The organism is Vibrio sp. vnigr-6D03 (assembly GCF_002835515.1).
GTDB lineage: Bacteria > Pseudomonadota > Gammaproteobacteria > Enterobacterales > Vibrionaceae > Vibrio > Vibrio penaeicida.
Window position 1 is genome coordinate 590,117 of sequence record NZ_PIZL01000001.1, and the last position, 21,526, is coordinate 611,642.

The 21,526-nt window shown below is 43.7% G+C and carries 20 protein-coding genes; 14 read left to right on the forward strand and 6 right to left on the reverse strand.

Going from position 1 to position 21,526, the window contains the following annotated elements; genetic code table 11:
- Nucleotides 1–49: 49 nt before the first annotated feature.
- From CW749_RS02580 to CW749_RS02590, 3 genes are all read left to right on the forward strand, one after another.
- The gene (locus CW749_RS02580) at nucleotides 50–295 is read left to right on the forward strand and encodes a PnuC protein (protein WP_101110337.1); all 246 of its coding nucleotides are present in this window, start codon (nucleotides 50–52) and stop codon (nucleotides 293–295) included.
- Nucleotides 296–636: 341 nt separating this feature from the next.
- Complete coding sequence (locus tag CW749_RS02585; RefSeq protein ID WP_101110339.1) at nucleotides 637–1,329, forward strand: response regulator transcription factor; 693 nt, start codon at nucleotides 637–639, stop codon at nucleotides 1,327–1,329.
- Complete coding sequence (locus CW749_RS02590) at nucleotides 1,322–2,713, forward strand: ATP-binding protein (protein WP_101110340.1); 1,392 nt, start codon at nucleotides 1,322–1,324, stop codon at nucleotides 2,711–2,713. Before CW749_RS02585 ends, CW749_RS02590 begins: the two co-directional genes overlap by 8 nt.
- Nucleotides 2,714–2,866: 153 nt before the next feature.
- Here CW749_RS02590 and CW749_RS02595 read toward each other — a convergent pair whose 3' ends face one another.
- The 3 genes from CW749_RS02595 to CW749_RS02605 form a co-directional block, all read right to left on the reverse strand.
- Nucleotides 2,867–3,109 (reverse strand): glutaredoxin, encoded by a 243-nt coding sequence (locus CW749_RS02595; RefSeq protein WP_101110343.1) that lies wholly within the window; start codon nucleotides 3,107–3,109, stop codon nucleotides 2,867–2,869.
- Between the two features lie 12 nt (nucleotides 3,110–3,121).
- Nucleotides 3,122–4,054 (reverse strand): ribonucleotide-diphosphate reductase subunit beta, encoded by a 933-nt coding sequence (locus CW749_RS02600; RefSeq protein WP_101110345.1) that lies wholly within the window; start codon nucleotides 4,052–4,054, stop codon nucleotides 3,122–3,124.
- Between the two features lie 93 nt (nucleotides 4,055–4,147).
- Complete coding sequence (locus CW749_RS02605) at nucleotides 4,148–6,400, reverse strand: ribonucleoside-diphosphate reductase subunit alpha (RefSeq protein WP_101110347.1); 2,253 nt, start codon at nucleotides 6,398–6,400, stop codon at nucleotides 4,148–4,150.
- Between the two features lie 375 nt (nucleotides 6,401–6,775).
- Here CW749_RS02605 and CW749_RS02610 point away from each other — a divergent pair, with 375 nt between their 5' ends.
- Both CW749_RS02610 and lpdA read left to right on the forward strand, forming a co-directional pair.
- Nucleotides 6,776–7,192, forward strand: coding sequence for a hypothetical protein (locus CW749_RS02610; protein WP_101110349.1), 417 nt, complete (start codon nucleotides 6,776–6,778; stop codon nucleotides 7,190–7,192).
- A gap of 461 nt (nucleotides 7,193–7,653) precedes the next feature.
- The gene (gene lpdA, locus CW749_RS02615) at nucleotides 7,654–9,792 is read left to right on the forward strand and encodes a dihydrolipoyl dehydrogenase (RefSeq protein ID WP_101110350.1); all 2,139 of its coding nucleotides are present in this window, start codon (nucleotides 7,654–7,656) and stop codon (nucleotides 9,790–9,792) included.
- Between the two features lie 65 nt (nucleotides 9,793–9,857).
- Here the strand turns inward: lpdA and CW749_RS02620 are convergent, their stop codons facing one another.
- Genes CW749_RS02620 through CW749_RS02630 form a run of 3 tightly spaced genes read right to left on the reverse strand, consistent with a single transcriptional unit; the run spans nucleotide 9,858 to nucleotide 12,283 of the window.
- Nucleotides 9,858–10,757: an EamA family transporter gene (locus CW749_RS02620; RefSeq protein ID WP_101110352.1), complete on the reverse strand. Its 900-nt coding sequence runs from the start codon at nucleotides 10,755–10,757 to the stop codon at nucleotides 9,858–9,860.
- Between the two features lie 3 nt (nucleotides 10,758–10,760).
- The gene (locus tag CW749_RS02625) at nucleotides 10,761–11,465 is read right to left on the reverse strand and encodes a UTRA domain-containing protein (protein WP_101110354.1); all 705 of its coding nucleotides are present in this window, start codon (nucleotides 11,463–11,465) and stop codon (nucleotides 10,761–10,763) included.
- A gap of 8 nt (nucleotides 11,466–11,473) precedes the next feature.
- Nucleotides 11,474–12,283, reverse strand: a complete 810-nt coding sequence (locus CW749_RS02630; protein ID WP_101110356.1) for an IclR family transcriptional regulator — start codon at nucleotides 12,281–12,283, stop codon at nucleotides 11,474–11,476.
- Nucleotides 12,284–12,455: 172 nt separating this feature from the next.
- Between CW749_RS02630 and pta the strand changes: the two genes are divergently transcribed.
- From pta to CW749_RS02675, 9 genes are all read left to right on the forward strand, one after another.
- Complete coding sequence (gene pta / locus CW749_RS02635; protein WP_101110358.1) at nucleotides 12,456–13,454, forward strand: phosphate acetyltransferase; 999 nt, start codon at nucleotides 12,456–12,458, stop codon at nucleotides 13,452–13,454.
- 19 nt (nucleotides 13,455–13,473) lie between these two features.
- Nucleotides 13,474–14,229 carry a sulfite exporter TauE/SafE family protein gene (locus tag CW749_RS02640; RefSeq protein WP_101110360.1) on the forward strand — a complete coding sequence of 252 codons (756 nt, stop codon included), beginning with the start codon at nucleotides 13,474–13,476 and terminating at the stop codon, nucleotides 14,227–14,229.
- 116 nt (nucleotides 14,230–14,345) lie between these two features.
- A complete protein-coding gene (locus tag CW749_RS02645) occupies nucleotides 14,346–15,047 on the forward strand; it encodes a response regulator (RefSeq protein ID WP_101110361.1) in 702 nt (233 codons plus the stop codon).
- Between the two features lies 1 nt (nucleotide 15,048).
- Entirely contained in the window at nucleotides 15,049–16,521 is a 1,473-nt protein-coding gene (gene creC, locus CW749_RS02650) for a two-component system sensor histidine kinase CreC (protein WP_101110362.1), read from the forward strand.
- A 111-nt stretch (nucleotides 16,522–16,632) separates the two neighbouring features.
- A complete protein-coding gene (gene creD, locus CW749_RS02655) occupies nucleotides 16,633–17,994 on the forward strand; it encodes a cell envelope integrity protein CreD (RefSeq protein ID WP_101110363.1) in 1,362 nt (453 codons plus the stop codon).
- Nucleotides 17,995–18,407: 413 nt separating this feature from the next.
- The gene (locus CW749_RS02660; RefSeq protein ID WP_101110364.1) at nucleotides 18,408–18,620 is read left to right on the forward strand and encodes a cold-shock protein; all 213 of its coding nucleotides are present in this window, start codon (nucleotides 18,408–18,410) and stop codon (nucleotides 18,618–18,620) included.
- 408 nt (nucleotides 18,621–19,028) lie between these two features.
- Entirely contained in the window at nucleotides 19,029–19,238 is a 210-nt protein-coding gene (locus CW749_RS02665) for a hypothetical protein (protein ID WP_101110365.1), read from the forward strand.
- Between the two features lie 235 nt (nucleotides 19,239–19,473).
- On the forward strand, nucleotides 19,474–20,361 hold the full coding sequence (locus CW749_RS02670) for a hypothetical protein (RefSeq protein ID WP_101110366.1): 888 nt from the start codon (nucleotides 19,474–19,476) through the stop codon (nucleotides 20,359–20,361).
- Between the two features lie 10 nt (nucleotides 20,362–20,371).
- A complete protein-coding gene (locus CW749_RS02675; protein WP_101110367.1) occupies nucleotides 20,372–21,487 on the forward strand; it encodes a hypothetical protein in 1,116 nt (371 codons plus the stop codon).
- Nucleotides 21,488–21,526 lie beyond the last annotated feature (39 nt).

Sequence of the window (21,526 nt, forward strand, 5' to 3'; positions counted from 1 at the left end):
ATTCTGCTCAATACGAACCTACCTGCTTATAAAATAGAGAAGAACATTGATGGATTACTCGCAATACTATGGAATAGACTGGCTCGCAATGGTGCTAACTTTTTTGGCCATTTGGCAGATTGGCAATAAAAACAGAATAGGCTTCATGCTAATGATGTGCGGTAACAGTAGCTGGGTAGTGGTTGGTTACCTCACTGACAGCCTAGCCATGATCATCGCCAACATTATTTTCTTATCAATGAATTTACGAGCCATTGTCAAATGGTCTCGATCGCCCAAAGCTTCCGTAGAATAAAGACTGACGCAATCAAATACTCCTTACGTGAAAATCGCGGCTACCCATTTGGTCTAAGATTACCTCTGGTTACTGTTACTTTTGTAAAAATTTGTATTACATTTTTATAAATTAAATACATGAAAAACATTCAAGATGGTTTGGCACAAAACACTGTAATTAAGAGGTTAACTATTTATTTACAGGACGAAATGCAGGTGAATGTATTTTATACATCTCATATGTAAGAACGCGTAAGGGTGTGACTATTTACAATAAGAATTTTTTTTCCTTTCTCACTCTTGCGATACAATTCACATTCTATATACTCACCTCGCAATGTATATAAAGACCATATCAAGATGCCAAATTGTAGAATTTTATTGGTTGAAGATGATAAGGAAATATCTCGCCTGACTAAGATGTACCTTGAAGCCGAAGGCTATAAGGTAGACGCTATCTGCGACGGTTTGGATGCTGTCGACGCGGTTAAAAATACTTCCCCAGATCTTGTGATTTTAGATCTCATGTTACCCGGAAAAGACGGCGCAACCATATGCCAAGAAATTCGGGAGTTTTACGACGGTATGATCGTCGTTCTAACTGCTTCTGAAGATGAACTTACTGAAGTAAGCCTATTTAAATTTGGTGCAGACGACTACATCACCAAACCCGTTCGCGGTCATATTCTTGTTGCTCGGATTGAAGCCCTTTTAAGGCGCTATCAAAAATCCCAATCAGCGCCGGATCCTCAATCTCTTTCAAACTACGGCATTTCGCTATGTCTAACCCGAAAAATTGCGTGCTATCACGAAACTAAGCTCAATCTTACTGAGTCAGAATTCGATATTTTGCACTTGCTGTTAGAGAACTCGAACAAGCCCGTTTCACGAGAAATTTTCTGCCAGTCTGCTCGCGGCATTGAATACAATTTTAATGATCGATCTATCGACATGCGCGTTTCTGGTTTACGTAAAAAGTTTTCAATGGCGAACGTTACAACGGCATTCATTAAAACAGTTAGAAATCAGGGTTACATGCTGACTCATGTTTAAAATTTTCAATTCCATGTTCACTCGGCTGTATCTTGGTATTATCGCCGGGTTAGGGTTAACCGTTATGGTTTTCCTCCATCTCGGTGAAGAATACATGCATCGCACTGATGTCGAGATATTCCTCAACGACGCGAGCTTTTTCGTCAATCAATACATTGAGGAAAGAGGGCAGCCCAACTCGTTATACAAAGAACTGGAACGAACCGGTAAGCAGCGCTTTTACATTTTTGATATGGCGCTGCTCAAAGACTGGGATGAGAGTAAACCCTGTGCTAACTGCGAATTCATGTTTTACATGAAAGGGTTACCGGTATACCTCATAAACGGTTGTCACTTTGCCGTTGTCATGCCCATACCTAACTCTTCGTCCAGCTTATTTTTTAGTGAGCATGGCGAATTTTTTGAACCGCAGTTTGAGTGGTACGAAAACTCAGAAATTCATTTCGTACTCGCACTATTAGCAACACTAGTGGTGAGCTTAGGCGCGCTCATTTACATGCCGGTCCGTAGGATTCAAAAGCAAATTAACCTGTTGGTCAGCGCTCAACGTAAGTTCGGTCAAGGATGTTTAACCACCCGTACTACGGAGCAGTATTCACATCCTATTCGAGAATTAGCCGACGGATTTAATAACATGGCGGAAGACATTGAGAGTCGAGTTCGCCAAAGCCAAATCTTCACCCAAGCCATTCCTCACGAAATTCGTACACCGCTAAGCCGCATACAGATGGCTTCCGATCTCGCAAGAATACAGGCCCCAATTCAAGATAGAGCTATCTTCAATAACATCGATACTTACGTCGACGACATAAAAGAACTGTCGACCAAAATTGTGCAGCTCTCTAAGTTGAATTTGGCAGGAAACATCGATAAGACCAGCAAGAACTCCGACATTTATATTTCCGATTTTTGCAGCGATCGTCTAAACAAAATTACGGAATGTCAGGGAGAGTTTGTTGTTAATTGTAAAACGGGCAATACGGTTCTCAATGCAGATGAAACACTCTGTCAGCTCGTAATAGACAACTTCATAACCAACGCTACTCGTTATGGTAAAGAGAAAGTTAGGCTAAGCCTAACCTGTTTCAAAACTCACTGGGCTATAGATATTGAAGATGACGGACCGGGTATCCCGCTTGATAAACGCAAAGAGATCTTTATGGCATTTTCTCGCTTAGATAGAAGCCGAAATGCAGACAGTGGCGGGTTTGGACTTGGGCTAGCCATAGCAGCAAGTGCCGCTAAGACCCTAAACTGGACCATCTCAGTCGATGACAGTGAATTAGGTGGCGCACGCTTCACCGTTTTGGTTCCGGTAGAAGTTAAGCCTCAACAGAAAAAAGTTGATATACAAACCTACCAGTTCGATACCACGACATTGTAGCCACCAGTGTAACGTCCATAAAAACCGGTGTAACGTCTATAAAAACCGGTGTAACGTCAAAAACTAGTGTAACGCTCATAAAAATGGCGGCATAATATGCCGCCATTTTTGTTTTCAGAATCTTCTGTATCTAACTTAACCGCTGCACGGAAGTTAAAATGCTGCTTCTGATGCAAATGCCAACTGTCTTTTCAGCGATTCAAAATCGCCTACCGCTTCGCCATTCACTCTAAACTGCGGATAGCTGCGCGCTGTTGGGAAGAGTTCAAATAAGGATTCGCGGTCGAAGTCTTTATCTAACTTCAGTTGATGAAGCTTCATACCCTGCTGAGCAATCCAATTTGCCGCTGTGACACATTGTGGACAGTTGTCCTTGCTAAACATCTCTATTTGCATTTTCCACTCCTGTTAGAAATCGGCATCAAATGCCAGTTGACGATCTTGTGGACGCTTATACTCGGTCACACGTTTTTCAAAGAAATTGGTTTTCCCTTCCATATCAAGAAGGCGCATGTAATCAAATGGGTTCTCTGAGCCAAAAACAGGGTTAAATCCAAATAGCCCAGCGATAACATCAGCAGTATGTTCAATGTATTGGCACATTAGATCCGCATTCATACCAATCAGATCCACGGGCAATGCTTCTGTCACAAACTCTTTTTCGATAGACACCGCTTCACGGCATATCTCTTCAAATTCCGCTTGAGTCACTTTACCTTGACCCAGAGTTTTAAATAGCAATGCCGAGAAGCTAAAGTGCAAGCCTTCATCACGTGCGATTAGGTCATTACTTGCAGCAAGACCCGCCAATAAACCGCGCTTGCGGAAATAGTAAATCGCACAGAAACTGCCAGCAAAGAACAACCCTTCCACCAAACCAAACGCAATAAGGCGCATCGCGAGTGGTTTGTCTGAGGAGATCCACTTCATCACCCATTGGGCTTTACGCTTCACCGTTGGCACGTTGTCGATGGCATTGAACAAACGCTCACGCTCTTCGACATCCGGTATGTAAGTTTCCAATTGAAGCGCGTATGTTTCGGCGTGAATAACTTCATTGAATGCTTGTAGAGCAAGGAAGCAGCGCGCTTCTGCAATTTCAATCTCACCGTAAAAACGGGTCAACAAGTTCTCATTAATCATGCCTTCACTTTGTGCGAAGAATGCCAACACGTGACGGATAAAGTGCTGCTCACCTTCTGTCAGTTTTTGTAGATCAGGCAGATCTTGAGCAAAGTCCAATTCTTCGGTGGTCCAAAAAGCGGCTTCATGGGTTTTGTATGCTTGCCAAATTTCTTCATACTGAATAGGGAAAAGGCTGAACTTGTTTTTTACTATCATGGTGTTGTCCTGTTAAGCAGGCGGATAGGGTATACCCGCCTTAAATCATTGTTCTATGTAAAACAAAGCGTTTTCTGGTTCTGGCGGTTTGACCTAAGCGCCACAGCCTACGCAATCTTCATCGTTGTTACCGACGGTCATCTTCACCGCGTTAGCAGAAGGTTTGGATCTCAGGTAGTACATGCCCGTTTTCAGTCCGCGTTTCCAAGCGTAGAAATGCATAGCGTTAATCTGAGCAAACGTTGGGGATGCTAGCCATAGGTTAAGGCTCTGTGATTGACATACATACGGGCCACGATCTGCCGACATGTCGATGATCGCTTTTTGAGAAAGTTCCCATACCGTGCGATAAACCGATTTTACGTCTTCAGGTATCGACGCAATATTTTGTAAGGAACCGTTGTTCAAAATGATGGAGTCACGAACGGCTGCCGTCCATAAGCCGCGTTCTTCTAGCGTTTTAACCAAGTGACGGTTAACAATAATGAACTCACCAGACAGTGTCTGACGCTTATAGATATTGCTGGTCTGCGCTTCAAATGCTTCATTGTTACCCAAGATTTGAGCAGTAGATGCGGTTGGCATTTGAGCAATCAACAGTGAGTTGCGAAGACCATGTTGAGAAATGTTGTTTCTCAGTGAAGACCAATCCCAGCGCTCGCTCGGTTGTTCATTCCATAAATCAAACTGGAAGATACCTTGGCTAACTGGCGAGCCATCGTAACTGCTGTAAGTACCCAGATCTTGTGCTAACTCACACGATGCTTCCAGAGAAGCGTGATACATGGTTTCAGCAATATCGCGGTTCAAAGCACGCGCTTCATCGCTGTCGTAAGGTAGGTGTAACTTGAAGAATACATCTGCTAAGCCTTGAATGCCTAAGCCTACTGGTCGATGAGCGTGGTTCGACTTTTCGATTTTGTCTGTTGGGTGGTAATTCACATCAATCACGCGGTCTAAATTCTTAATCGCGATTTTGGTGATTTCATGGAGCCTTTCGAAGTCGAACTCACCGTCAATAATGCATTTAGGTAATGCCAGTGAAGCCAAGTTACAAGCGGCGGTTTCATTGGCTGTCGATACTTCCATAATCTCAGCACACAAGTTACTCGACTTGATCGTACCCAGATTTTTTTGGTTCGATTTCACGTTACACGAGTCTTTATACAACATGTAAGGCGTGCCAGTTTCCGCTTGAGACTCAATAATTTGAGTCATAATTTGACGCGCTTTTACTGTTTTGAGCCCTAGCCCTTCACGTTCATATTTCTCGTACAAGGCAACAAACTCATCACCGTAAACGTCAGAAAGCCCTTTCGCGCTGTGTTCACTGAACAACGTCCAATCACCATCCTGCTCTACGCGCTCCATGAACAAATCAGGAACCCAAAGTGACAGGAATAGGTCACGAGCACGGAATTCTTCCTTACCATGGTTTTTTCGCAGGTCTAGGAAAGCTTCAATGTCGGCATGCCAAGGTTCTAGGTAAATCGCAAAAGAACCCTTTCGTTTACCGCCGCCTTGATCTACGTAACGAGCGGTTTCATTGAACACTTTCAACATCGGGATAATGCCATTCGAAATACCGTTCGTACCGATAATCGGTGCGCCGGATGCTCGAATATTATGGATATGTAAGCCAATTCCACCCGCCGATTTTGAAATCAGTGCGCAATCTTTTAGCGTGTCGTAGATCCCTGAAATGGAGTCATCTTGCATGGCCAAAAGGAAACAAGATGAAAGTTGCTGCATTTTGCAGCCGGCATTGAACAGCGTTGGCGTTGCGTGAGTGTAATAGCCCAAGCTCAACATGTCGTAAAGCTCTTTAATTTGCTCAATGTTGTCACCGGCCACTGCTATCGCGACACGCATGTACATGTCTTGCGGACGTTCAATAATCACACCATCTGCTTTTAGCAGGTATGAACGCTCTAACGTTTTGTACCCGAAGTAGTCAAACTGATAATCACGTTTGTAATCAATTAGTTCTGCAAGCTCAGGACCTTGGCGCGTCACTTGAGCAACATATTCGTCCGATAAAATACCAATTTCGGCCAGTTGCTTCGTCGCCCACTGGAAGCCTTGAGTTTCTTTTTGGAGTGAACTCACCAACACACGTGCTGCAAGTTTTGCATAATCTGGGTGCTCTGCTGCCAAGCTGGCTGATGTTTCTGCTAGGAAAACATCAATCTCTGTCACCTTAATGCCATCATACAGGCCACTTACTACTTTTTGAGCCACTGCTATAGGTTCTACCTTTAGACCGTCTGACAGTGCCTCTGCTCTTCGGGTAACTTTGTCCAGGCTAGTTTTCTCTTTTCGCCCGTCGCGTTTTATTACGTCCATAACTATATCTTGTATCCAGTTCAAAAATTAACCACTACATCTTGCTATATAGATCTAGTTGATAATGATTATCAATTCAAGACGTTTTACATATTAGAGCTGAACAAGCGAAAAAAATTTTGCAATTTCTAGATGCCTTACCAGACCAGAGGCGAGCAAAGTTTGGCGGTTTGAAGCACGAAATTTCCCACAAAATTAAACACCAGCCATGATTGGTTTATATCAATGATATATAAGAATTTTTTATGAAATTTAAGCGGAAATAAAGTTTCGTGATCGACCGCGTAATTTTTAAAACAAAAAAAGGGTGTAGATTTATCAATTGATAATGATTATCATTTAAAAAATACTTCACTCATTTGGGATGTTAAAGAAATGGATTCACTTCATCATCAGATTTTCCGCAATATCGATAACTATCGCTTGAAGGCTCAAGATTTAAAAACCGAAATGTATCTGTGTGAAGCTGTATTGACTAAAAGCAACGGCTGTGAGCGAGCACTTCATGCCTATAACGATGCCTGCCAAAAACTGGTGAGACGATCACAGGAAGTCGGTGACGACTATTGCGCCATCCGAGTATTGAAAAAGCTCCACTATGCACTGGTTAACGAGATGAACAACCCAGACCGCGGTCAGGCTTTTCGTCACAAAAGTTATCTTTTGGCATGCGATACATTGGTCGAAATGTGCCGCCTCTACCGTTTGTATGAAAATGAACCACGCGCTCAAATGTGTCAGGAAGAGTTCTCACGCTCCATTACCTGTAATCATCCTCCTAAATCACACTGAGTTTTCCCTCTCATTCCAAGCTTTCCGTCCATGTTAGGGTCTATTGACCCTAAGATTTGTCGCGCCCAGCCGTTAAATGAAACGACATTTCTTCTAGCCACAGATCCTTGTATCTAGGGTCTGTTTGATTATCCGTAGCAAAATGCATTTTTGCTACCCTGATGACTTATTCAGAATCTTGAGGAATAAGGCGAATCCCTTTTTTTAAAAAAAAGCATAAAAAAGTGAAATGAACCTGTGCTTTGCTGGGTCTTTTAAAACAAGTCTTCAAAACAGTGCTGTAAATGAGTACTCAAACTTCCTCAAGATGCTGGATTCAGAGCGTTATCTTCTGTTTCAGTTCAAGGAAAAGGACGTATTTGCCCTGTTTTTATTAGTCAGTTTCACTACACTTATAGCCAGACCACGTGATGGATATAAGTGGTTGATAATTTTGCCAACAACCTAATGAAGGAAATGTGATGAGCAAAAAAAAGATACTTCTCGCACTCGCGATTGTTGGGTTCATAGTTTTATGGTTTAGCCTAGATTTAGGTCGCTTCCTAACCTTGGAAACAGCAAAACAGCAGCAGGAACAATTGTCTTCTCTGATTGCTGAAAACCCTCTGCTTTCCAGTGTGACCTACTTTGTTATTTACGTCATCGTGACTGCGCTATCACTGCCTGGTGCAGCCATTATGACGCTACTAGGCGGCGCATTGTTTGGATTTGGCTGGGGCTTGCTATTGGTTTCATTCGCCAGCTCTGTAGGGGCAACACTAGCGTTCTTATTCAGCCGATTCTTACTGCGCGATTGGGTTCAAAATAAATTCGGCGAGCGCTTATCAGCTATTAACGAAGGTGTTGAAAAACAAGGTAAATTTTACCTATTCACTTTACGTTTAATCCCTGTATTCCCTTTCTTTGTCGTTAACCTTTTAATGGGTTTAACGCCAATCAAAGCTCGCGATTTTTATTGGGTAAGTCAATTGGGTATGTTGGCGGGCACAGCGGTATACGTTAACGCCGGTACTCAGCTAGCTGAAATCGACTCGTTAGCGGGTATTATTTCACCACCAATTTTGCTTTCATTTGTTTTACTTGGTTTGTTCCCATTAATTGCCAAGAAACTGGTCGATATTATTGCGGCTCGTAAAGTGTATGAAGGCTGGAAGAAACCCGCTAAATTCGATACCAACATGGTGGTTATCGGTGCTGGTTCTGGTGGTTTAGTTTCAGCTTACATTGCTGCCGCGGTTAAAGCGAAAGTCACCTTGATTGAGCGCCATAAGATGGGCGGTGACTGTTTGAACACAGGTTGTGTGCCTTCCAAAGCACTGATTCGTGCCGCGCACACAATGAAGGAAATCTCTCAAGCCAAGCGCTTTGGTATTGATGCCGGAGAAGCGAAAGCTGATTTTGGCGCGGTAATGGATCGTGTTCAACACGTCATCGCGGACATTGAACCTCACGATTCTATCGAGCGCTATTCTTCGCTGGGTGTCGATTGTGTGACTGGCGAAGCGAAAGTTCTATCCCCTTGGGAAGTGGAAGTAAATGGTGAGCGTCTCACCACGAAGAATATCGTTATCGCAACTGGTGCTCGCCCACTGGTTCCGGGTATCCCAGGTTTAAGCGATGTTGAATACCTCACTTCCGACAACGTATGGGAACTGCGCGAGCAGCCTGAAAAACTGTTGGTGTTAGGTGGCGGTCCTATTGGTTGCGAACTTGCACAAAGCTTTAGCTTACTTGGATCTGAAGTTACTCTGGTTGAGATGGCGGAACAAATCCTAATTCGTGAAGATAGAGAAGCGTCTGATCTCGTAGCAAGCCATTTGACCGAAGACGGTGTCAACCTATTAACGGGTCACAAAGCTGCGCAATTTGGCCGTGATGAACAGGGTCAGTTTGCCGAGCTTGAACACCAAGGCGAAACCAAACGCGTTTACTTTGATAAAGTGTTACTCGCACTTGGTCGTGTAGCCAATGTGAAAGGCTTTGGTTTAGAGGAGCTCGGCATTGAAGTTACGGATCGTGGCACGGTTGATGTCAATGAATACCTACAAACTAAGTATCCTAATATCTTCGCTGTTGGCGATGTGTGTGGACCATTCCAATTGACTCACGCTGCCGCGCACCAAGCTTGGTATGCAGCCGTAAATGGCTTGTTTGGGCAGTTTAAGAAATTTAAAGCCGACTACCGTGTGATGCCAGCGGCAACGTACACCACACCAGAAGTCGCTCGTGTTGGTATCAACGAAAGCGAAGCAAAAGCCAAAGGCATTAACTACGAAGTGTCGACTTATGGCATTGATGATCTAGACCGCGCTATTACCGATGGAGCAGACATCGGCTTCATTAAAGTGATCACACCAAAAGGAAAAGACACTATTTTGGGTGTCACGATTGTGGGGCACGGAGCAGGTGAATTGCTGGCTGAATTTACTTTAGCCATGAAGTACAACTTAGGTTTGAACAAGATTCTAGGTACGATTCACCCTTACCCGACGATGAGTGAAGCGGCGAAATACACTGCTGGGGTATGGAAAAAAGCCAACGCACCAGAAAAACTGTTGGAATGGGTTCAGAAATTCCACGGTTGGCAACGTGGTAAGTAAGCCAACAAGGTTTTAACCAAAAGTGCCCTGTTTTTCAGGGCACTTTTTTGTTTTTACACAGGTCATCAAATAAGAGCCAAGACAAGTCCAACGACAATACAAACCACCCCGACACCTCTTGTATACAGCCACTTTTCTTTCAAGAAAATAATTCCCAATAAAAGCCCAAATATGATGCTGGTCTGGCGTAAAGCAACCACCAAGCTGACGTTTTCAGTTAGCGTCATGGCATACAAAACTAAGGTGTACGTTACGCCCATCATGACGCCGGCGACAGTGGCAGACTTTTTCATTTCCCAACCTTTTCGAAAGACATGCCATTGTTTCGTCACGGCAAAGGTCAGGGTTAATGTCGCGGCCATAAATGCAAACTGAACACCCAAATAGAAAATAGCCACCTGTTGCGCGCTGTAAACTTCCTTCACTTCACTGGTAAGAATGTCTATCGCGACTTTATCCAGAATGGAGTAACCCGTTGTCCCCACTGCGGCGACAAGCGCCCAAGCCACACCGCCATTCATGTAATCAGATAGTCTAAACTGGCTGAATGTCACGAGTGGAACAAACAAGCAGCCAAGGGTAATTAAGGTGAAACCAATCCATTGAGCATCACTCAATGTCTGCCCTAACAATACCGTCCCCATACCAACCATCAGTACTGGCGTGGCTCTCGCGATAGGATAAATCACGCCAACATCGGCACGCTGATAAGCGTACGCTAACCCAAGCATGTAAACAGCTTGAAATACCGCACTCACACATACCCAAAGCCAAAATTGGGAAGGCAATGAAATCTCGGGAGAAGAGAGAAACCAAAACGTATAAGGGGCTAAGATAAGAGTTGGCGCATACGCCGAAGCAAGAAAAAACGAACCACCAGCACCTTGTTTAGATTTGCCAATGATATTCCAACTCGCGTGCAGCAACGCCGAGAAAACAACCAACGCAATAGCAAACAATGACATAAGCTATTTTTTCAGCTCCACACTCGATTCAATGCTGATCGCATCATGTCGCCAATATTCGATGCGACAATCAATGATCGCACCGGAACTGTCTAGGCTCGAGCGCTCAATCACCATTGCTGGAGCACCTGGTGTTGCGCGTAAAGACTGTGCAATGTCTCCAAGCAGTGAAGTAGTTCGTAGCCGAATTTGAGTCGATGCAGGGTGAATACCGAATTCACTCGTGCAAATACTACTGAGTGAAAGGGTAAGGTCGTGATCGAGCAGGCTCGGTGCATAGTCAGGCTGAACATAATGAGTCACATGCATGACGGGGCGTTCATCGAGGTAACGAAGCCTCTCAATTTTATGCACATCAGAGAAAGGTTGAAGATCCAAAATCTGAGAAGCGTATTTGGTCGCCAAAATGGTTTTCGATGTGAGAACTTCGGTTCTAGGCTTTCTTTCATTCGCCGTCGCTAATGCCGTAAAACTGAAGTCTTTACCCGGGTCGTAGCTTAGTGGCGGAGGCGAGATAAACCACCCTCGCCTATCTTCTCGGTAGATTTTTCCTTCAATCTCAAGCAGCGATAGCGCTTCTCGCAGTGTTACTCGAGTCGTGTTAAATGACTCAGCTAATTTACGTTCCGGAGGCAGTTTTTGCCCAGGAGGTAATAAACCAGACTCAATCTGCTCTTCTACTGCGATTTTAATCTCTACGTATTGCACCCATTCACCTATTTGTCAGACAACCGTTCATCTTCTTCCTCTTCTATTTTGGCCAATGCATTGGCTGCGCGCTGCAAAGCAGGAAGAAAATGTAGAGCTTGTTCTGGTTTTAGGCGAATAATCGGTGCTTGTATGGCAATACCAAGATTAGAACGTCCACGTTTTGAAGGCACTAACACAGCAACACAGAACAGACCGGGTAAAAACTCTTCGTTATCGATGGCGTAACCATTGTTCTTAACCAGATCGAGTTCTTCTTCCAAATCTTCAATGTTGGTTTTCGTATGCTGGGTGTAACGCTCTAATTCAGTGGTGGTTAACACACGTCTGCGCTGTTTGGCATTCATATTCGCGAGGAAAAGCTTGCCCGTTGCACTGCAATGCACAGGCACACGAGAACCGGGGTGCAAATAAAAGCGAAGTGGGGCTTGGGTTTCTACGCGATCAACATAGACAATCTCGCCCCCAGAAAGCGCCGTAAGGTTACAGCTTTCTCCCACTTCATTTTGCAATTGCAGTAACACGGCGTGCCTCGCACTGTGAATCGTACTGTTCAGTAGCAACTTTTCCGCAAAACGGCGTAATCGTATTCCGGTGCTGTAGTGCCTGTCATCATGGTCACGCTGCACAATGCCAGCACTCTCTAGTTGCTGGAGCATTCGGTGTAATGTGGGCTTCGGCAAACCCGTTTCTTCAACGAGGCTTTGTAATGAGAAAAACTCGTCCTTTTCCGCGATCACTTCGAGTAAAGCAAAAAGGCGCAAGGTGGGCGTATCACCCTCCACTTTAGGAGGCTGAGTGGGTGACTGGCTGTCCATATTTCTCCGATTTTCTTCTTCAACTGCTCACGTGACCACTTATAGCAAGAAAGCAATATGATTTATACCACATAGCGGATTTTAGATTGATCTATGGGGCATCAGTCGTTAGCATTGTCACATAAATACAATTTACGGAACAAATTGTATCGATAAACGGAATTTTATTATTATGAAAGCAATTGAAAAGATCATCGAATCCGCAAGAAACAACCCAAAAAAGATCGTGTTGTGCGAAGCACAAGATAAGCGCATCCTCAACGCCAGTTTAAAGGCTCATCAACTCGGGGTCGCTGAGATAATATTAGCTGGCAGCAACAAAGATCTTGAAGCGCAAGCTTTGGCACAAGGGCTATCGTTGTCTGGGTTAACCTTGATTTGTATCGACGATAGCCCACTTACCAAGCCGTTGACCAAAGCATTGTATGAGTTAAGGAAACACAAAGGGATCAGCCAACAAGATGCTGAAGCATTGATTCGTCAACCGCTCGTTTTTGCATCTATGCTTGTACGAGAGGGCTATGCTGATGGGCTGGTCGCAGGATCGGTATACACTACAGCGGATGTCGTTCGTAATGCCATTCAGTTAATTGGCACCAACAAAGCATTCCCGCTCGTGTCGAGCTTTTTCATCATGATGTTATGTGAGCCTTTCCACCAGCATAAAGGACCACTCATATTTACAGACTGCGGCTTGGTGGTGGATCCAAACGAAGAACAACTTGCTAATATTGCGATCACAGCAGCCAATAGCGCACAGCAACTTCTGAATGTTGAACCAAGAGTCGCGATGCTTTCATTCTCAACAAATGGAAGTGCACAACATTCTTCCGTAGACAAAGTGATAAATGCGTCAAAAAGAGTAAAATATCAACGACCTGAACTGGCAATTGATGAAGACGTGCAATTCGATGCCGCCATCGTCGCAGAAGTTGCTAATAAGAAGGCACCAAATTCAACCGTAAAAGGCAACGCCAACGTGCTCGTTTTCCCCAATTTAGAAGCAGGAAACATCGGCTACAAACTGGCAGAAAGACTCAGTGGCGCAAAAGCTATAGGGCCTCTTTTACAGGGACTGGCAAAACCCGCCAACGATTTGTCCCGAGGGTGCAGCGAAGACGATATATTCCATGTCATCGCCACGACGGTTGTTCAAGCTCAACATACCTAATTGAGGTTACCTCGCACGAATGGAATTAATCCTGTTACTCGTTATTATCGCCATTGGCACGTATTTCCAAACTGTAGCAGGGTTTGGTATTGCCATAATCATTATCGGCTTGACCAGCGCTTTTCAGCTCTACAGTTTACCTGTTATCGCTGCCATCATCAGTTTGATAACAATTGGAAATTGTCTAGTCGCCTTAAAAGGTGTTGGTCGGCAAACCCCTTGGCGTAAATGGGTGTTCACCATTTTGGGTGTTATACCTGGTATCTACATTGGTCTACTGGGCTTGAACCACCTCAGCGGTGAAGCCATCAGTACCTTGGAGTTTTTGTTGGGTTGTATCATCTTGTACAGCGCCATCAGTTTATTTTGGCGAGCGTCGGCAAAAAAAGAACTCTCTAGTGTCCGTAGTTTCTCTGCTGCTGGCTTTACTTCGGGGCTTTGTAGCGGAATGTTCGGGCTGGGCGGCCCTCCACTTGTTTACCACTTTTATCGCCAACCTATGGCAATGGAGCATATTCGTGCGCTGTTGCTTTCCACCTTTCTTTGCAGTTCGGTTTCTCGAACGGTGCTTCTTGCATGGGAAAACCAGCTCACACCTGAAATTCTGACCATTTCAGCCGCAGCGATTCCCTTAGTGATGCTTGTGACCTACTTAACCCAGAAATATCCAACGAATATCGCCCCCAATACCATGAGAAAAGGGATATCGATTGTGTTATTTCTGATCGCAATGCGCTTGATGGTGCCGTTCTTTATAGACATGCTCCCCAAGTGACTCATCTGATTAAACACTGATATGTGACTGCAGCTAACACACCAGCCTCACGCTTTACTTTTGGCTATTGTAGCTGTGTATAATTACGCGATATAAAACCTGAATCGAGCCAAATTTTGAATATCCTTATCATTGAAGATGAACCCGCTATTGCTGAAAATTTAATCCACGTTTTGGAAATGGATGGTTATCAAGTGGACTGGTTTTCAACCGCTGGCGAAGGGCTTGCCCATTTAAAAGCACAAAACCCAGATTTATTGGTTCTGGATGTGGGGCTACCGGATGGAAATGGCTTTGAGCTATGTAAAACCATTCGCGATTTTTCCGCGATCCCTATCATTTTTTTAACCGCCAGACATGATGAAATAGACCGAGTTGTCGGACTAGAAATCGGGGCTGATGATTACGTAACCAAACCTTTCAGCCCTCGGGAAATGCTCGCGAGAATCAAGCTTCGTATTAAGTCTCGCTCATTGGTCTCCCCCCCACCTGACGCGGAAAAATCGGTCGAGAACACCCAAGACTTATACCCTGAGAATTTTGACTACCGTGTGGGCAGCCAAAACCTAGGGCTTACCGCTGTGGAATTCAAAATCCTTCACAAGTTGATTGATGTATCGACCAACGTACTTAGCCGAGAACAGCTCATGATCGCTGCCGACATGACGCCAGATGCCATCTACGAACGTAATATCGATTCTCACATTAAAGCCATTCGCAACAAACTCAAACCCTTTGGTATGACAGATAGAATTTGTACAAAACGCGGGTTCGGATACTACTATTGCGCTCAAAATTCACACCGCTGTAAGGCTTAACATGACCGACAAAACGTCCAATTGGCCTAAAATCCCCCTCGGGATTCGTCTGTTCTTCCTCTACTTTGTGTTGGTGGGCATGACTGCCTATATCGTTAGCCAAACGGTCATTCAAGAACTGAAACCGACCGTACGCCAAGCGACGGAGGAAACGTTAGTCGACATGGCGAATTTGCTTGCTGTACTGGCGGAAGAAGAAGTTGCAAATGGTGAAATGACACAAAGTCGATTTGCCAGTTTACTGACTGCTTATGGTAAGCGAGAACCGGAAGCGAGAATCTGGGAAATCGGCAAAAAAGTCATTAATCATCGAATCTATATCACCGATAAAAATGGCATCGTTATCGCCGATTCTTGGCAACAAGATGTGGGCAAAGATTACTCTCAGTGGAATGACGTGTACTTAACGTTACGCGGAAAATATGGGGCTCGCAGTACAACCGAAAACCCCGAAGATCCTCTTTCTACGGTTATGCACGTTGCCGCCCCCATCTACCATCAAGGAGAAATTATCGGCAGCGTTACGGTCGCGAAAGCCAATCGGAGTGTTCAGCCTTTTATCGACCTTTCAAAACGAAATGTCTTATTCTGGATGATGTGGATGACAGGGCTGGTATTGCTCGCCGGTGCACTCATCGCTTGGCGTATTCACTCTGCCCTACATAAACTCGAAGATTACGCAGAAAAAATGGGTCGCGGAGAAAAAGTCACCAAACCGACTTTTCGAATCTTTTATGAATACGGCACGCTAAGTAATGCGCTGGAAAAAATGCGCAATCAACTCGACGGAAAACACTACGTTGAAGAATATGTTCAAACACTCACCCACGAACTCAAAAGCCCAATCTCTGCCATTAAAGGCGCGAGCGAAATCTTGCAGATGCCACTACCGGAAGAAAAAATAAGCCGTTTCGCTGGCAACATAGAACGCGAAAGTAACCGAATGCAATCGCTTATCGATAAACTGTTGGAGTTAGCTCGGTTAGAAAAAATGCCTCAATTGGAAAATACGCAGCCACTTCACCTACTCATGATGTTGGAAGAAATAGTGCACGCTTCAGACGCGAAGCTCAGTAAAAAATCGGCAACGTGCGAAATAACTGTGAGTGAACCAAGCGCGTCGGACAGTCCGTTAACCGTATACGGCGACAGTTTTTTATTGAAACAGGCGTTATTCAACTTAATGGAAAATGCCCTCGATTTTGTCTTTGAACAGGGTAGTGTTCATTGGTGTATCTCCTACAGTGGTGGAAATGCGATGCTCACCGTGTTCAATACCGGACCACACATTCCTGACTACGCACTGGAAAGAATCACCGAACGGTTTTACTCGCTGCCTAGGGAGAATGGCGTGAAAAGCACGGGGTTGGGGCTTAACTTCGTTGAGCAAGTCGCTAAGTTACACAGCGGTACACTCGAAATAGCCAACGTCGAGGGCGGAGTCAAAGTCACACTGCAGCTTCCAACCCCTTAAAAGCGTTTCTACCCCATAAAGGCATTAACAACTCCATAAAAACTCCACATAGCCTCCATTCACTCTCCAAGTTGCTGTTTTAGAGTGAGAACAACGTTTAAGGAGAGTGACATGAAAAAATTTATGAACAACCAACTCGGCATGAAGTTCGGCTTTGTGCTGTTTTTGTTTCTGCTACTGCAGATTCCAGTATCCATGATTGAAGACCTTATTTCTGAGCGCTCCTATCGACAACAGGAAGTTCAGCAAGACATTGCTCGAAGCAGCAGCGGTGAACAGCGAATAATGGGGCCTTTCATCAATATTCAGTACACGGAAACCATCACAAATAAAGACAAAGAATTCATGCTCGAACGTCAGGCGTTCATTTTACCCGATACCTTTAACCTGACCTCTCACCTTGAAAGTTTCGAGAAATACAGAGGGATCTATAAAGCTCGCCTTTATCAAGCGCAGACCGATCTCAATGGGGAGTTTGATCTCTCTTCACTGGATGATTTGAGCGAATTCACAATAGACAAGGTCAGCATGGTAGTGGGGATCAGTGACAGCAGAGGGCTCATCAATTTAGGGGAATTGTCACTAAATGGACAATCCATCGAAGTTGAACCAGGTACTGGGATGAACCAAATGACACAAGGTTTCCACAAAAAACTGGACATCGATACTTTAGATACATCTAAGCCGCTGACATTTGATTTGAACTTCTTGCTACAAGGTATGGGTAATCTACAAATCACCCCGATTGGCAACAATACCAGTGTTAAGCTTTCTTCTAGCTGGCCTCACCCGAGTTTTATTGGTGATTATTTGCCTATTTCTTCCGATATCCAAGAAACTGGCTTCACTGCTCAATGGGCAACCAACAACTTTTCAACCAACATTACCCAACTGTTTGATAAATGCATGTCAGACAATACCGAATGTTACGAACTCAACGGCAGGCAAATGGGTGTGGACTTGATTGATCCTGTCGACCATTACCTTAAATCACATCGAGCCGTTAACTATTCTCTGCTGGTCATTACCCTGATATTCGCAAGCTTCTTCTTGTTAGAACTGTTCCAAGCACGCCCTATTCACCCTATCCAGTACGGTTTTGTGGGTCTTGCTCTGGCACTGTTCTATTTGTTGCTGATTTCCCTTAGTGAGCACACAGGCTTCAATTGGGCATACTTAGTATCTGCTATTGCCTCCACTGCCTTATTAAGTGTGTACGTGGGCGGCATGCTGAATAATCGTAAGCATGGCAGCATCTTTGGCATCAGTTTACTCATTCTGTACGGATTGTTGTTTGGGCTGCTGCAAGCCGAAAGCTATGCCCTACTAATGGGAACACTGTTGTGCTTTGTCGTCTTAAGCTTCGTTATGGTAATGACTCGAAACGTCAATTGGTATGAACGAAGTGCCAAAGCCGCAAATGCAGAGCCTCAATCCGATCATGATGCTGATTTCGAAGACAGTAAACAGTAACCCGATTAAAACCAAACAAGAGCCGCAGCTTTGTGGCTCTCGTATTTTATGTGGTACGACAAATGAGAGACCTAGTAGCTAATGGGAAATCTTCACAACAAGCACATCTTCACCTTCAGCTACATGAACAAAAAGTGTCCTTTTTATGCGAAGTTGCCTCTGTTCCCAAAGATAAAGACAATATATTGAAAATAAACCTTTACAACGCATCTCTCTGATGTAATATTACGTGCGCTCTGTCACATAGAGTTATTTAAAAAAAACATTAAGTCAAAGCAAGTCTTCAGAATTCCTTCGTAACTGTTGAACCCTCTGTTACACCCTTAGCTTCATCGTCAAATTAAATAATTCCGGCTTTCAGTGCATTCGCCTATGGCGAACCTATTTAATTCAATATATTTAAGGGGCATTCCATGTCTAACAAAGTAACTGGTTCTGTAAAGTGGTTTAACGAAGAGAAAGGTTTCGGTTTCATTTCTCAAGATAACGGCGGTGCTGACGTATTCGTTCACTTCCGTGCTATCGCTTCTGAAGGTTTCAAAACTCTTAACGAAGGTCAGAAAGTGACTTTTGAAGTAGAGCAAGGCCAAAAAGGTCTTCAGGCTGCTAACGTAGTACCTGCGTAAGTTATGCTTTTACGAGCAAGCTTCGCGGCTTGCTCGTTTAGCCCTCCGGCTTTACCTCGCATCACCGCTTCAGCTATATAACCTTCTTTGTTACTACTTCAATTTCTTCCTGTGTTTTAACGTATCCATCGTTATGATGATCGTGTCATAGAACTATTTAGAAACATACAGTCTTAATACATCAAAGTGAAACATTCGAATACTTTAATGAAGGTATTGGTATGCGTTTACGCGCATTCAAACGTTCAGCCAATTTCAGCTTGAACAAAACTTAACTGCTATAGGTCAAAAGACCTTAGTGAATAGAAAAAAGGAAAAACCATGTCTAAATCGATTGGTCGACACCGTTTCTGGTTTCAGAAATGCCGCAACAAAACTGAAAAATCCAACTCTACGAAGAGGAAATAAATGAGAATAGAATTCAATATTTTTAAAAGTAACACCCAGTGGGGAGTCACGACCCACCAAATGAATAGCGATATTTTGCTGCGCAATGTTCTAACCAAAGGCAAAGTATCTGATTTAAATCTGCAATTTTCGTACGATGAGCACACCAGTAAAGGCACCATTGCCAACTCAAACAACCAAATCATCGGTGACTTTCTCGTCAGTTTTTAGATTATCAGCCGCCACTTACTGATGTCTTCCGCTCTCCATTCAGAGCATACTTGTTGAACACATTGATACTGCCGCCCGTATCATGTGATTCACCATTTACCACTCATAAAAACGACTTACCATTAAAATAATCCAACCATAACTTAACAAAAAAATAACAAATATTTGACACCAATCTCCTTATTAAATTTGTGCCTATGCATAATGTTTAACGAATTTAAAAAGGTGAAAGTCAATGAATATATACCAAACACTTATCGCATCCTGCGCGATACTGGGTGTTGGCTGTACCAGTACCGCATTGATTGAATCTAAAAACATAGATATGGAGTTTACGAATACCACCCCTTTACCTTCTTTCTGCCAAGAACAGAACACAAACTTAATTTCTGAATCACTAATAAAAACGTTTTTGATTGATCAAGTCGCCAGCTTTTTAGTCGATGCTGTAGATAAGCAATTAGAAAAGGAACTGAAGAAAAAAGTTCAGGTTTATAAAGGTGAGTACCTTGTTCAATGTGACTTAAAAGAACGGAAAGGCAAGGATGAATCCACGAAGAAAATAGCAAAAATTGAAGAACTCACTTTCCCTATGTCGATTCAGCTAAGTTCTGCTGAGACTGACCCTAAATTAATCATACCGATCACTTTAACAACATCGCCAATCTTCTATAAGGCATCCGTTAATAGTCATTCTTTAGCTGACGAAACATTTAGTGCCCTTCCCTATCAATGGCATCACCTAGTTAAGAACAAAGAAGATACAGCAAAAGCCTTCAAAGGTGCTGCTACTTTGAATTTGAACTGGGTTACGTATACACGCAATAAAGAGTCTATCTCTATCAATACCATTTTTGACGGTGAAGTTGCGACTTTGGACATCCCGACAACGACTCCCAGTAGCCAGATTTCTTTCGGCGAATTGTCAGGTATTAGACCGCCTAAAGATGTAGATCGAGTATTTGTTCAGACTCATAAAATAACGCTTACTTTAATCGTAATAGACAAATCAATCTCTGCAAAAGCGTTAGATAAACTGGCTGAAGCGCTTGAAAATAAAAAAGATGACAGCAAAGAAAAGTTATCCAAAAAACTTAAAGAAATATTGGATGTAAAAGAATAGGGATATCAAAATGAAACATTTATTTTTAATCGCCATCTGCTTACTTATAACAGCGTGTACATCTCCATACTCTCCTCCAGAAATGGAGAAGACAGCCACGTTTGAAGGGTTGATGGCAAACAAAACAAACAGCATTTCTTACCGCACTATTGTTGTTATGGTTCATGGCATGTGTGAAAAACCGTCCGATTGGGCCCGAAATCCTATTAAAAACATAGTGAAAAAGGCTGGGTACAATGGGGCTATTACAGCGAATGATTTAGGTTACTACTATCCCAAGGGAAGCACGTCGCAAGGTCTCCCTTACCTTAGAGAGTACAAAGTCAGTGATGAGAAATCTGAGTTGAAATTCTACGCATACCACTACTCTGCCTGGAATCAGATTCGAGACTCTGGCGAGCTGGAGATTCAAGGCAAAGCAGCCTATTTAAATAAAAAACTCAAAGACACTTTGGTCTCTGGGTGCCTTTCTGACGTCACGACCTATGCTGGCTCTAAGGGCATAAAAATCCGAGAGTACCTTGCGAAATCGATGGCTAAAGTTCAAGAGATTAATCCAGAATCCAGCACCATCAAGAACCGAATCTTCTTTATTTCATCCAGCTTGGGAAGCAAGGTGCTCAGAGATGTACTAATGTGCGCTCCTCACCCAAGTCAGCACTCTGATTATGCTAAAAATCAATCGACAACCAAGTCGCTTATTGCTCAATCGTCAACCGTTTTTATGGCATCGAACCAAATTCCACTCTTAAGCCCCTTGAACAATTGCAAACCCATAAAAACAAATAGAAGCGCTAAAACAGAGCAAGAAGAGTTTTACTCAAATAGCTTAGCCGCCGCCTTATCAGGTTCGATTGAAAGCAAGCAAAACGGGGGATCAAAAATTAACGTCGTCGCGTACACCGACCCGAGCGATTTATTGAGTTACCCCGTAAGCAGCTACGGTACCACCACGGCAACCAGCAAAAGTTCAGGTGATAGTATGGTGACAGTACACAATGTCAAAGTGAGTAACACTAGTACCTGGTTTGGCTTGATTACCAATATGTATAAAACCCACACGGGTTATTTTGGCAATCCCGATGTCATTGCGAGCATGGTTTGTGGGTCGGATGGGTGCCAATAACGGTAAGCATCTTCTCGCGTTGAATAACAGCTATCCAAA

Bases quoted from the DNA above. Each gene is read 5' to 3' on its own strand.
- creC (WP_101110362.1), top strand. From the start codon at position 15,049: ATGACCGACAAAACGTCCAATTGGCCTAAAATCCCCCTCGGGATTCGT.
- CW749_RS02585 (WP_101110339.1), top strand. From the start codon at position 637: ATGCCAAATTGTAGAATTTTATTGGTTGAAGATGATAAGGAAATATCT.
- CW749_RS02660 (WP_101110364.1), top strand. From the start codon at position 18,408: ATGTCTAACAAAGTAACTGGTTCTGTAAAGTGGTTTAACGAAGAGAAA.
- CW749_RS02610 (WP_101110349.1), top strand. From the start codon at position 6,776: ATGGATTCACTTCATCATCAGATTTTCCGCAATATCGATAACTATCGC.
- CW749_RS02665 (WP_101110365.1), top strand. From the start codon at position 19,029: ATGAGAATAGAATTCAATATTTTTAAAAGTAACACCCAGTGGGGAGTC.
- CW749_RS02630 (WP_101110356.1), bottom strand. From the start codon at position 12,283: ATGGACAGCCAGTCACCCACTCAGCCTCCTAAAGTGGAGGGTGATACG.
- CW749_RS02675 (WP_101110367.1), top strand. From the start codon at position 20,372: ATGAAACATTTATTTTTAATCGCCATCTGCTTACTTATAACAGCGTGT.
- CW749_RS02595 (WP_101110343.1), bottom strand. From the start codon at position 3,109: ATGCAAATAGAGATGTTTAGCAAGGACAACTGTCCACAATGTGTCACA.
- CW749_RS02580 (WP_101110337.1), top strand. From the start codon at position 50: ATGGATTACTCGCAATACTATGGAATAGACTGGCTCGCAATGGTGCTA.
- CW749_RS02670 (WP_101110366.1), top strand. From the start codon at position 19,474: ATGAATATATACCAAACACTTATCGCATCCTGCGCGATACTGGGTGTT.
- CW749_RS02600 (WP_101110345.1), bottom strand. From the start codon at position 4,054: ATGATAGTAAAAAACAAGTTCAGCCTTTTCCCTATTCAGTATGAAGAA.
- CW749_RS02605 (WP_101110347.1), bottom strand. From the start codon at position 6,400: ATGGACGTAATAAAACGCGACGGGCGAAAAGAGAAAACTAGCCTGGAC.
- CW749_RS02620 (WP_101110352.1), bottom strand. From the start codon at position 10,757: ATGTCATTGTTTGCTATTGCGTTGGTTGTTTTCTCGGCGTTGCTGCAC.
- CW749_RS02590 (WP_101110340.1), top strand. From the start codon at position 1,322: ATGTTTAAAATTTTCAATTCCATGTTCACTCGGCTGTATCTTGGTATT.
- creD (WP_101110363.1), top strand. From the start codon at position 16,633: ATGAAAAAATTTATGAACAACCAACTCGGCATGAAGTTCGGCTTTGTG.
- CW749_RS02640 (WP_101110360.1), top strand. From the start codon at position 13,474: ATGGAATTAATCCTGTTACTCGTTATTATCGCCATTGGCACGTATTTC.
- lpdA (WP_101110350.1), top strand. From the start codon at position 7,654: ATGAGCAAAAAAAAGATACTTCTCGCACTCGCGATTGTTGGGTTCATA.
- pta (WP_101110358.1), top strand. From the start codon at position 12,456: ATGAAAGCAATTGAAAAGATCATCGAATCCGCAAGAAACAACCCAAAA.